Source organism: Gracilibacillus suaedae, assembly GCF_017599345.1.
In the GTDB taxonomy this organism is placed as follows: domain Bacteria; phylum Bacillota; class Bacilli; order Bacillales; family Amphibacillaceae; genus Gracilibacillus; species Gracilibacillus suaedae.
This window is the reverse complement of sequence record NZ_JAGFVL010000039.1, coordinates 29,103-42,316: the sequence shown is the minus strand read 5'-3', so window position 1 is coordinate 42,316 and position 13,214 is coordinate 29,103. Positions and strand designations below refer to the sequence as shown.

At 36.2% G+C, this 13,214-nt stretch carries 9 protein-coding genes; all 9 read left to right on the top strand.

What is annotated here, in order from left to right:
* Positions 1-88 precede the first annotated feature (88 nt).
* On the top strand, positions 89-1,102 hold the full coding sequence (locus J5J03_RS11055; RefSeq protein WP_208589547.1) for a zinc-binding alcohol dehydrogenase family protein: 1,014 nt from the start codon (positions 89-91) through the stop codon (positions 1,100-1,102).
* A gap of 113 nt (positions 1,103-1,215) precedes the next feature.
* Complete coding sequence (locus J5J03_RS11050) at positions 1,216-2,064, top strand: amidohydrolase family protein (RefSeq protein ID WP_208589546.1); 849 nt, start codon at positions 1,216-1,218, stop codon at positions 2,062-2,064.
* Positions 2,054-2,986 (top strand): aldo/keto reductase, encoded by a 933-nt coding sequence (locus tag J5J03_RS11045; RefSeq protein ID WP_208589543.1) that lies wholly within the window; start codon positions 2,054-2,056, stop codon positions 2,984-2,986. The genes J5J03_RS11050 and J5J03_RS11045 overlap by 11 nt, the downstream gene beginning before the upstream one ends.
* Positions 2,987-3,017: 31 nt before the next feature.
* Positions 3,018-5,390: a glycoside hydrolase family 95 protein gene (locus J5J03_RS11040; RefSeq protein WP_208589541.1), complete on the top strand. Its 2,373-nt coding sequence runs from the start codon at positions 3,018-3,020 to the stop codon at positions 5,388-5,390.
* 33 nt (positions 5,391-5,423) lie between these two features.
* Positions 5,424-6,896, top strand: a complete 1,473-nt coding sequence (locus J5J03_RS11035) for an alpha-L-fucosidase (protein ID WP_208589540.1) — start codon at positions 5,424-5,426, stop codon at positions 6,894-6,896.
* A gap of 111 nt (positions 6,897-7,007) precedes the next feature.
* Positions 7,008-9,308 (top strand): helix-turn-helix domain-containing protein, encoded by a 2,301-nt coding sequence (locus tag J5J03_RS11030; RefSeq protein ID WP_208589539.1) that lies wholly within the window; start codon positions 7,008-7,010, stop codon positions 9,306-9,308.
* Positions 9,309-9,686: 378 nt separating this feature from the next.
* Positions 9,687-10,541: an ABC transporter permease gene (locus J5J03_RS11025; protein WP_407927832.1), complete on the top strand. Its 855-nt coding sequence runs from the start codon at positions 9,687-9,689 to the stop codon at positions 10,539-10,541.
* A gap of 13 nt (positions 10,542-10,554) precedes the next feature.
* On the top strand, positions 10,555-11,454 hold the full coding sequence (locus J5J03_RS11020; protein WP_208589537.1) for a carbohydrate ABC transporter permease: 900 nt from the start codon (positions 10,555-10,557) through the stop codon (positions 11,452-11,454).
* A gap of 62 nt (positions 11,455-11,516) precedes the next feature.
* A complete protein-coding gene (locus tag J5J03_RS11015; RefSeq protein ID WP_331460478.1) occupies positions 11,517-13,157 on the top strand; it encodes a type 2 periplasmic-binding domain-containing protein in 1,641 nt (546 codons plus the stop codon).
* Positions 13,158-13,214: the final 57 nt, after the last annotated feature.

The window sequence follows — 13,214 nt, the reverse complement described above, 5'->3', positions numbered from 1 at the left end:
AGTATAAAAAAAGCAAAAAATGCAATTTTTATTTCAAATTACTGCTGATATGATAAATATAATCTCTCTATATAGGAGTGGTGCTAATATGAAAAGTCTGGTCTGTGAACAACCAGGGAAGTTTAAGTGGAAAAATACAGATCCACCGAAACCAAAAAAACAGGAAGCGCTAGTTAATATTAAACGGATTGGAATATGTGGTACAGATCTACACGCGTTTAAAGGGAATCAACCTTTTTTTCAATATCCACGAATTTTGGGACATGAGTTAGCTGGGGTAATAGAATCTATTGAAGACAACCCCTTTGATTTAAAACAAGGAGACCAAGTTTCAGTTATTCCCTATATAGAATGTGGGGAGTGTATCGCTTGCCGCAATGGAAAAACAAATTGCTGTACACAAATGAAAGTGTTAGGTGTTCATATTGATGGTGGCATGTGTGAACAGGTTTCAGTGCCATACGATCATCTTATTAAGACTGAAAGATTGTCCTTAGATCAAACGGCAGTTATAGAACCACTTAGTATTGGTGCGCATGCTGTCAGACGAACTAATATTAAAAAAGATGAATGTGTCCTTGTGATTGGATCTGGCCCTATTGGGTTAGGGGTAATGGCGTTTGCAAAGATAGAGGGAGCCAAAGTGATAGCGATGGATATCAATACGGAAAGATTGAAATTTTGCCGTGATTGGGCCGATGTAGACTACATTGTAAATGCATTAGACTCTCCTTCAGAATCCTTAGAGCAAATAACGAATGGAGACATGCCTACCGTGGTTTTTGATGCTACCGGAAATAGCACATCAATGACAGACGCATTCCATTATCCTGCAAATGGTGGAAAATTAATTTATGTAGGGCTGGTAAAGGAAGATATAACCTTTTCAAATCCCGCTTTTCATTCGAAAGAATTGACATTAATGGCGAGTAGAAACGCAACAAAGTCTGATTTTGAATATGTTGTTCAATCCATTAGAAAGAACAAGATTATTGTAAGCGAATACATCACAAATCGGTCTGGTTTTAATCAGACAATAGAACACTTTGAAGAATGGTTAAAGCCAGAGACTAATGTCATTAAAGCAATGGTTGAGTTATAAGTTGATTATTTTAAATAAATGGAGGGACTGAAGAAAAGCACTTACGCAAATATTATTTTGAAAAAAGGTGTTATTTCTGAATAGAATATCTAATGGGAAAGGAGATAAAATCGATGCGAGTTGACGCACATCAGCATTATTGGAAGATTAATAGAGATGATTATGGTTGGATTACACCCGAAACTCCAGCTCTTTACCGTGATTTTCATGAAGAAGATTTAGTTCCCCATTTAATAAAGAACAATATCGATAAAACGATTGTTGTGCAAGCAGCACCAACCATAGCAGAAACAGATTTTATTCTTTCGCTTAGCGATGAATCAGAAACCATTGCTGGGGTTGTCGGTTGGATTGATCTTGAGGACCCTGCTTATAAGGAACAGTTAGAGCGATTTCTAAATCATTCTAAATTTGTTGGGGTACGGATAATGATTCAAGATATGCCAGATGAAAATATAATTTTAGACCCTAAGTATATCGATGCTTTTTCTTATCTTGCAGAAATCGATCTTCCAGTTGATTTGCTAGTCCACTCTGGGCAGCTTTCTGCTGTCGTTCAACTGTTGAACCAAGTATCGATACGAGGCGTGATCGATCATATTGCGAAACCGGACATTGCACAGGGAAAGCTAGAACCTTGGAAAAGCCAAATGAAAGAAATTGCAAAACATTCTAATATGTATTGTAAATTATCTGGAATGGTAACCGAAGCAGATAATAAAAATCAGCAAAAAACAGATTTTATTCCCTATGTTCATCATATTGTGCAGACATTTGGTGTTAATCGGATTATGTATGGAAGTGATTGGCCAGTATGTTTATTGTCGGCAAGCTATGATGAAGTCTATCAACTATTAAAAGAGACATTACCAGATCAACTGTCAGAAAAGAAACAAGCACTTATTTTCGGTGAGAATGCGCTGAGGTTCTATAAAATTAAGGAGGCATTGGATGAAATATAGAAAACTAGGACAAACAGGATTAGATGTATCGATTCTTAGTTATGGAGCATCTTCACTTGGTTCTGTATTTCGAGATATTAATGAATCGGAAGGAATTAAGTCTGTTCATGCAGCGGTGGATCAAGGGATTAATCTGATCGATGTTTCTCCTTATTATGGGTTAACAAAAGCAGAGACAGTTCTTGGTAGAGCGATAAAAGACATACCACGTGATCAATTTATTTTATCTACCAAGGCGGGGCGTTACGGGGAAAAATTATTTGATTTTACGAAGAAAAGAATCATGAATAGCTTGGAGGAAAGTCTAGATCGATTGCAGACAGATTATGTAGATATTCTCCTTCTCCATGATATTGAGTTTGGATCATATGATGAAGTGATGGAGGAAGGTATTCCGGCATTACAACAATTGAAGGCAGAAGGAAAGATTCGGTTCTTTGGTGTGTCTGGATTGCCATTAACAGTTTTTGAAAAAGTACTCTCCAAGACCGAATTAGATGTTATTTTATCTTATTGTCATTTTTCTTTAAATGATACGTCGCTTTTCTTCCTTCTTCCACTTTTGGAGCAAAAAAATGTAGGGTTAATCAACGCATCCCCTTTATCAATGGGATTATTAAGCTCAAGGCCTGTAGCTGATTGGCATCCAGCTGACCAGGAGATTAGGACAGCTTGCAAAAAAGCAGCAGCATTCTGTGAGCGAAACGGTGAAGATTTAGCAAAACTAGCCATTCAGTATGCGGTTCAAGATGAACGAATTCCAACTACATTAGTAAGTACAGCAAGCGAGAAGAACATTACCCAAAATATAAAATGGGCAGAAGAACCAATTGATCAAGAGTTACTAGCAGATGTACTGGAAATATTAAAGCCTGTTCATAACAAGACATGGCCAAGCGGAAATAGTGAATGGATTGTTTGAAAAATTATATTTTATAGGAGGGGACATTTGATTGAAGCTACAATACGGTAAACCAGCAATTAAATGGACGGATGCGCTGCCAATTGGCAATGGCAGAATTGGAGCAATGGTGTACGGTGGAATAGAATTGGAGCATTTACAATTAAATGAAGATACATTATGGTCTGGTTACCCTCGTGATGGGAATAATCAAGGTGCAAAGAAAATACTGCCCGAAATACGACAGCTAGTAAAAGAGGAGAAGTTTGAAGAGGCGGATCAATTAGCCAGAAAGATGATGGGCCCATATACACAATCATATTTACCGTTCGGTGATCTGTTTCTTCAATTTGAACATGGTGATGTTGCAGAAGACTATAAGAGAATACTGGACTTAGAAAATGGTCTCGTTCAAGTAAAATATCGCATTGGGAGAGTGAAATTTACCAGAGAAATGTTTATTTCTTATCCGGATCAAGTAGCAGTATTTCATTTTACAGCAGATCAACCTGGTATGTTAAATGTACACGCTAGATTACACAGTTCATTAAGGTATCAAACGAAAAATAATCAAGGACAATTCATCATAGATGGATTTGCACCAGAAAAGGTAGATCCTAATTATTACAAAACAGATAATCCGATTGTTTATGGAGATATCAATACAACAAAAGCAATGAAATTCCAAGGGTGCTTAGGGGTTACGCATGATTCGGGTAGCTTGACTGTTGACCATGACGGGATGCATCTTTTGGAAGCTACAAGTGCAACGTTCTATTTCTCAGCCGCAACAAGCTTTAATGGTTTTGATTCGTTTCCTAAAGCAGATGTGGGGAATAAGCCACAACTCCATTTAGAGGAAGCAATGGAACAGGCCTATGTAGCGTTACGCACTAGACATATGGAAGATTATCGTTCCATGTTTAATCGAGTAAGCTTACAGCTGGGAGAAACTAAAGCCCCAGAAGGGATGTCCACAGAGCAACGAATATCGAAATATGGGGCGTCTGATCCTGGTTTAATAGAATTATTGTTTCAGTACGGACGATACCTGATGATTACGAGCTCTCGTCCAGGAACCCAACCTGCTAATTTGCAAGGAATTTGGAATCCGTCGACAAGACCACCATGGAGTAGTAATTTCACCCTAAATATTAATGCTGAAATGAACTACTGGCCAGTTGAAACTACTAATCTTTCTGAATGCCATCTTCCATTTCTGCAACATATAGAAAGGTTATCGAAGAACGGAAAAATTACTGCTAGAGAGAATTATGGCACAAGAGGCTGGGTGGCACATCATAATACAGACATTTGGTGTCTGACATCACCTGTAGGAGATTATGGACATGGTGATCCAGTTTGGACAATGTGGCCAATGGGAGGAGCATGGATGTCACAGCATTTATGGGAGCATTATGCATTCAATCAAGATAAGGAGTTTTTACGTGAAAAAGCTTACCCAATAATGAAAGATGCTGCTTTGTTTTGCCTTGATTGGTTAGTAAAAGAGGAAGATGGTTATTTTCATACCAGCCCTTCTACTTCTCCTGAACATAAATTTATCCATCAAGGTGTAAAATCAGCCATTAGTAAATCTACTACGATGGATATGTCCGTGATTTGGGATTTGTTTACGAATTGTATCGAAGCTGCAGAAATATTGAAAACGGATGAAATACTTCGTGATCAGCTCGCTGAAGTAAAAGGTTTATTATATCCTATGCAGAAAGGAAAACATGGACAATTACAAGAATGGTATCGAGACTTTGAAGATGAGGATCCCTTTCATCGACACGTTTCCCATCTGTTTGGGGTATACCCAGGAAGACAACTTACAGCAGCCTCATCACCAGTATATTTTGAGGCTGCCAAAAAATCACTAGAAAGGAGAGATAATGGCGGGACGGGTTGGAGTTTAGGATGGAAAGTAGGGTTATGGGCACGATTTGGAGATGGTAATCAGGCGTTTCAATTAATTGGAAATTTACTTCGACTAGTGGATGAAGAAGGCCAAGAGAACTACCATAAAGGTGGCGTATATGCCAATTTATTTGATGCACATCCTCCTTTTCAAATTGATGGAAATTTTGGTGTAACTGCAGGAATTGTCGAAATGTTATTACAATCACATGAAGGAGTTCTTCGTTTCCTTCCTGCATTGCCAGATACTTGGAATGAAGGAAAAGTCAAAGGATTAAGAGCTAGAGGTGGTTTTGAAGTAGATATTACTTGGCAGAACAGCAAGCTAAGCAACGTAAAGTTGGTATCGCTTTCAGGTGAGGACTGTATTTTAAGTGTGATAGGGACTATTAAAGAAAAGGATAGTTTAAAGTCAGTGGAGTTAGAAGAAATTGCAGAAGGTAAATATCGTTTTCCAACACAAAACGGTAAAGCGTATATTATCACGCCGACAAGCTATTAACTGAGCATACTTTTTAAGAGAGGAGATAAAATTATGGTTGAACCAAAAGTGTATTTGGAAGAAATCGACCGAGTTATCCAAGATGGTAAGTTTGATGCAACTTGGGATTCCTTGTCCAATTATAAGTTAGCTGATTGGTATCGCGAAGCTAAATTCGGTATTTTTATTCACTGGGGAGTTTATTCTGTTCCAGCCTTCGGAAATGAGTGGTATTCAAGAAACATGTATATCCAAGGGTCTAAAGAATACGAGCACCATATCAAAACATATGGTAAGCATACTGATTTTGGTTATAAAGACTTTATTCCTATGTTTAAAGCTGAGAAGTTTAATGCGGAGGAATGGGCACAGCTATTTGAAGCTGCAGGTGCCCGTTATGTCATGCCAGTAGCAGAACATCATGATGGCTTTCAAATGTACCGAAGTGAAGTCTCAAAATACAATGCTTATAATATGGGACCTAAACGCGATATCTTAGGAGAACTTGGAGCATCCCTGGAAAAAAGAAACATTCCACTCTGTTCGTCCTCACATCGCATTGAACATTGGTTTTTTATGGGGCATGGCAAAGAGTTTGATAGTGATATCAAGGAACCTTTGGAACGTGGCGATTTTTATTGGGCTGCTATGCCTGAACCTGATCACCATGACCTATTTAGTGCTGCTCCATCAGAAGAATTCTTAGAAGATTGGTTGATCAGAACGTGTGAAATTGTCGATCGATACCGTCCGAAAATTGTTTATTTTGATTGGTGGATTCAACATAGTTCAGTGAAACCTTATTTAAAAAAGTTCGCTGCTTATTACTACAACCGTGCGAAAGAATGGGCAATGGAAGTTGCGATTAATTATAAACATGATGCTTTTATGTTTGGGACTGCTGTTGTAGATATGGAAAGAGGACAATTTGCAGAACAGAAACCATATTTTTGGCAAACAGATACGTCTGTAGCTAAAAATTCTTGGTGTTATACGGAAGATAATGACTATAAAACGGCGAAAGAAATTATTTGTGATTTAGTCGACATTGTAAGTAAGAATGGTACCTTATTATTGAATGTTGGGCCGAAAGCTGATGGAACAATTCCAGAAGCAGACAAGCAAATATTATTGGAGATTGGCGAATGGCTGGAAGTAAATGGGGAAGCCATTTATGGAAGTAAAGTATGGCGTAAGTCAGGTGAAGGTCCAACTGTTATCGAAGAAGGACAGTTCACGGACGGCAAATCGAAGGTATTCACTTCAGAAGACATTCGTTTTACTGTTAATGGATCCTATTTATATGCAACCGTTTTAGAGTTTCCTGCAGACGGTAAAATAAAGATAAAATCTCTAGCCGAAAAAGATGCCTCCAAGCTCCCTCATTTCCATGGCATTATTAAGGATATTTCTATTTTAGGAACAGAAGAAAAACCTAAATGGACTCGAAAAACTGATGCGTTGGAAATCACTACAACTAAGATTACTAGTAATAAGCCAGTTGTATTTAAGATATCGATAGATTAGTGTCAAAGCGATTTGTTCACCTTATCGAAAAAAAGAATAGTCATTACGAGAGCCGGAATCTTAGAATTTCGGCTTTAAGTATATGTTGAGAATGGTGAAAGGAGGAAGTTTATGAAAAGACCGAAATCTTCATCAGTGTTTAGAAGATATTTAACTTCATATATTATTATTCTGATAATTCCCTTGTTAACAGGTATCATTTCTTATAGTGTCTCCATACAAACGGCAGAAAAATATTCCATTATAAATAGTACACAAGTTTTAAACCAGAGCAAAGCTATTTTGGAACAACGCTTAACAGAAATTGAGCGATTTGTCCGACAGCTTGCAGCAAACCAGGATTTAATTACTTTGCTCAATAAAAATGTAAAAGATAAAAGCAAGATTGTTTCTAGTGTAAAGCAGTTGGCAACAGATTTATCTCCGTATGCTTTAACCAATGAGTTTCTAGAGGATTTCTACATTTATCTCGAAAGTACTGATCTTATTGTCATTCCAGGCTCTGTCTATTTTCGACCACATCATTTTTACCGGCAAAATCATTACCTTGATTTAACCTTTTCAGAATGGAAATCAGAGATATTAAGAAATGATCATCCATTTGTATTATTACCTAATAAGCCGTATGTAAAAAACGAAACAGAAACAAATGTCATTACGTATATTCAATCATTGCCATTAGATCATTCTTATGATTATATGGGTTCCATTGTTGTACCAATAGAAGAACATAAATTGAACGATTTATTAGAAGGAATTTCTGATGAATTAGATGGATGGTCTTTTATTACAGATGAGAACTTCAATATCATGGCAGCAAATGGAATTGAAGAAGAGAAAATTGAAAATATTGCCCCATTGATTACGGGAGGAAGTGAACAACAATATTTAGAAGACGGCACACTTTTAATTTTCAGTCACTCTAGCAAAAATGGTTGGGTTTATGTTGCAGGTATTCCAAACGAAACATTAGTAAAGGAAGCATTACCAATTAAATATATTACTTGGAGCGTCACAGGAAGTACATTAATCATTGGACTCATTATTTCCTTATTTTTTGCATATAGAAACAGTCGCCCAATTAATAAATTAATGAGAATTCTAAAGGATTATACAGAATTGGATACAAAAAACGACTATGATTTCCTCCATGGCAATATTTCTAAGCTGATTAATTCCAATACGGATTTACAAGCTCAACTTGCGGAACAGAAACCATTATTAAAAGATGCTTTCTTGAAGCAATTATTATCAGGGGAGTTAACCGTAAGAAATGGTAATTTACAAGAGTTTGCGAAACAAGTGGATGTACATTTAAATGGGGACAATGGGTATGTTTGTGTGCTAAAGATAGAAGGATACGAAAATATTTCTAGTAGTGAGATTTATGAGGAATTACATGCGATTAGACTAGTAATCCAACAAGAATCAATGAGAATATGCAGACGGTTTTATTTGACTAATATGCATTCAGATAAATTAGTATATATTTTTATAGACGATCAAGAACAAGGAGGTCAATTTGCTGAAAAAGTCGAAAAGATGTTTAAATCCTTACAAAAGTATTTCCAAAAAGAATACCGTATTACGTTAAAAGCGGGATTAGGGAATTCATTCCATTCTTTATCAGATATTAGCCGTTCTTATAATGAGGCAAAGCAGGCTGTTGAGTTTGCTGTTATTTCGGATCAAGGTTTAGGTCTATTTTGGTATGACGAATTGATGAAGGAATCAACTGTATTTTACTATCCATTAGAATATGAATTTCGACTTTTAAAAAATTTAAAAGAAGGAGATGTAACAGAATCTAAAAAAATTATTCATGAACTTTTTGAAGAGAATCTGTCTAAAAGGTGTCTTCCAACGGATATGATTGATCAGTTCGTTTATGAAGTAAAAGGGACCTTTTTTAAATTATTTGAACAATATACCATACGCAAAGAGAATGCTATAGAATATATCTGGAGAAAACTTCTAGATATACAAAGAGTTGAGGATATGAATAAAATAAAAGACTTATTTTTCAAAGTAATTGATGAATATTGTGAAATGGTCAAAAGATACCACCAAGAAACGAATCATTCAGTTGTAAATGCAATCAAAGCGTATTTAAAGGAGAATTATCCTTGTACTGAACTAAATTTATATATGATTGCTGAATATTTTGGGCGTCCTGAGAAGTATATTTCACAAATCTTTAAAGAAGAATCAGGTGAATATATATATGAGTATTTAGAAAGAATTCGCATAAACGAGTCGATGGATTTACTGACAACTACTAATAAGACAATCGTCGATATATCTGAGACAGTAGGATACAACAGTGCACATTCTTTTAGAAGAGCGTTTAAAAGAATAAATAATGTTACGCCAAATCAATATAGAAATACAATGAGAGGTCAATGTAGATGAATGCTTATAAAAGCGGGAAAAAATCTGTACTGTATAAGGTACAGATTTTATTTTAGCTTTCATTCAAATGCCTGTCCTATCAGCTTTCATCAAAAAAAGTCAAAAGTGTACCCTTAAATTAATATTGTACCTTTTTTATTTCTTGAAATGTACGTATTCATTTTAATTGTCCGTTTGAATTAGTTCGAAAAAGTGCTAATTTATTTGTAAGCGCTTCCTGTTAGTGGGAGCGATAGTCTGCATATTAATAAGGAGGGATTAAAGCTGAATTCTACTGTAGAGATGAATCGAGCGAGGGCTCAACCAAAAGTGAAGAAAGTATCACAATGGCACCTTGCTAAGCGAAGTTTTCGCAAGCACTGGCAACTATATTTATTGATGATCCCGCCAATACTCTATTTTATTATTTTTAAATACGTACCAATGTTCGGGGCCGTCATCGCTTTTAAAGATTATAATGTAGTTGAAGGAATTTTGGGCAGTCCTTGGGCGGGACTAAAGCATTTTGAGAATTTCTTTAGTAACCCTGTAGCATGGGATCTTATTAAGAACACTTTATTTCTTAGTTTATATCAATTAGCTGTTACTTTTCCATTACCTATAATTTTAGCTTTAGCATTAAATGAGATTAAGAATGGAATATTCAAGCGGTCGGTACAAATGTTTACGTATGCACCTTATTTCATTTCAACAGTTGTTATCGTATCTATGATTATATTATTGCTGTCTCCTAGGTCAGGCATTATAAATGAATTTCTCGAATTGTTTGGATTTGATTCCATTGATTTTCTAGGCCAAGCAGATATGTTTCGCTCGATTTTCGTGTGGTCTGATGCATGGCAAATGACTGGATATTCTGCAATTATCTACTTAGCTGCACTTGCTGGTGTTGATAAACAACAATATGAGGCAGCTAAAATCGATGGCGCTTCAAGAATTCAACGAATAATGAATGTAGATATTCCAGGGATAATGCCAGCTATCGTAATTATATTAATCCTTAGTGTTGGAAATCTAATGGCAATAGGGTTTGAAAAAGTGTATCTATTACAAAATCCACTAAACTTAAGTACTTCTGAAATTTTACAGACTTATGTTTATAAAATGGGTATTATTAATGCCAATTTTAGTTTTAGTACAGCGGTCGGATTGTTTAACTCCATCATCAATCTTATCCTGCTTGTACTTGTTAATGCGATAGCTCGTCGAGTATCAGGAAATGGATTGTGGTAGAAGGGGTGAATGTATGAAAAAAAATACAACATCAATACGTGAATCATTTACAGATCGAATTTTCCTTTGGGCAGTCTATGCTTTTCTTTGTATCGTGATGCTCATAGTGCTCTATCCACTGATTTATATCGTGAGTTCGTCACTTAGTAGTCCGGAAGCGGTAACATCAGGGCAAGTATGGTTATGGCCGGTGGACTTTTCATTGGAAGGATATATAGAAGTCTTGCAAAATTCTGACGTATTAAGAGGCTTTCGAAATTCCATTCTCTACACTATTGGATACACGGTAATAGCAGTAGTGTTAACAGTAATTTTTGCATATCCACTTTCTAGAGAATCTTTTTATGGAAGAACTATCTTGATGTTTTTTATTTTGTTTACAATGTTGTTCTATGGTGGACTGATCCCAGAATACCTTGTAGTTCAGAAGCTGGGGATGTTAGATACTCCCTGGGCAATTCTAATTCCTAAGGCAATGGCGGTATGGCAAATTATTATTGCGCGTACTTTTTTTCAATCAAGTGTACCTGAAGAACTTGTTGAAGCAAGTGAAATGGATGGATGCAGCAGTCTGAAATTTTTATGGTATATAGTGTTACCTTTATCCAAGCCAATTATCGCTGTACTTGCGTTAATGTATGCTGTGTATCAATGGAATAGTTATTTTGATGCAATGATTTTCTTGAAGTCAGAGGAATTATTTCCTTTGCAATTAGAGCTGAGAGAATTATTAATTGTTCAAAGTGATTCTGGCGCAAACATGGATGTTGCTGAACAGCAAAGAAGAACGCAATTAGCTAATTTGATGAGATATTCATTAATTGTTATTTCTAGTCTACCAGTTCTTGTTATCTATCCGTTTGCACAAAAGTATTTTGTGAAGGGCATGTTAATAGGTTCGGTAAAAGGATAATAGAGTGTTTCTAGCTTTTAAGATGTCTGTTGCTGCTCATTTTTTATTTAAGAGGGGAGAGAGTGGAATTGAAAAAATTGCTTTGGAATTTTTTAAGTATAGGATTGGTAAGTGTTATTTTATTAAGTGCCTGTAATCCAGAAGAGGAAGTATCAGAAGAAGGAAATGAGTCTGATTCAGCAGATACTGCAACGAAAATGACTGTCTTTATGCCTGAAGGAGACAACATGGATTTAGAAACGAATTCATTTACACAGTTTGCAGAAGAGGAATTTGAGATAGACTTTGAATTCGAAACTACTTCCTGGGATTCTGCAGCAGCTAACGAAAGGCGTCAAATTTCCCTGGCTAGTGGAGATTATCCAGATGTGTATTTTCTTATAGAATGGGTAGATCAGTTTAAAGCAAACGACTTGTTGCGTTATGGCAAACAAGGTGTTCTAATTCCATTGAATGATTTAATTGCAGAGCATGCACCTAACCTCCAAGCTGTATTAGAAGAATATGATGAATTTAGAAAAATAGCGACTACTCCCGATGGCAATATATACGGAATTCCTCAATTAGAAGAGTGTTTCCATTGTACATGGCCAAATAAAATGTGGATTAACACTGATTGGCTAGAAACACTAAATTTAGAAATGCCTCAATCACATGAAGAATTTAAAGACGTGTTAACTGCATTTAAAGAACAAGATCCGAACGGGAATGGAGAAGCTGATGAGATTCCTCTTAGTGGATCAGCAGCATCGCCGTCACATTCTGTTATTCCATATTTAATGAATGGATTTATATATGATGATTCTGAGACAAGGTTAATTGTAAATAATGGTAAAGTAGATTTTGTTGCAAATAAGGAAGAATGGAAGAAAGGGTTAGAGTATCTTCATTCATTGTATCAAGAAGGACTAATAGATTCAGGGTCTTTTACTCAAAATAGAGATGCTTATCAGCAATTAGGTAATAATGCAGATGATATGATATTAGGAGCGGCAACTGCACAGCATCCGTGGGAGTTTGTGGATAATGAGAATCAATATGCCTACGATGCTCTTGCACCAATAGAAGGGACATATTATCAATATTCTACGTATTTCTATTCCGTTGTTCAAGGAGCTACTTTTGCTATTACTAACAAAGCAAGCGAGGAAGTACAGGTAAAGGCGATTAAGCTATTAGATTACATGTTTACAGAAGAAGGTTCGACTAGGGCTCATTTTGGTGTAGAAGGAGAGGATTGGGTAAAGCCTGAAGAAGGTGATTTGGCTATAAATGAAGAAATGGATCCTATATTAAAGCAGTTGCATCCTAAAGAACCAACTAATAACTCATGGGGTGCCAGTGCTCAATACTTCCAACCAAGAGAATACCGTGATGGCTGGGTTCAAGCAGAAGATATTTATACAGATGATGGTTATGAAAGACGTCTCCAAGAAGCAACATATTTATATGAAGGCTTAGAACCTAATGAAATTTTCCCGTTCTGGGCGATTTGGTACTCTGAAGAGGTACAAGATGAACTAGCAACCCTTGAAACCAATATCTTGGATAATGTAGAACAAAACTCTGTTCAGTTTATAACTGGAGAGAAAAGCATTGAAGAAGATTGGGATGATTATATTGCTGGATTGGAGTCACTAGGTGTGGATCGCTACATTGAAATAAATCAAGAAGCTTATAATAATTATCTTGAAGCAGAGTAGAAGTTAGAAGATATAAGAGTAAGAGCTATCTTATCCTTTCAAAAATGGATAAGATAG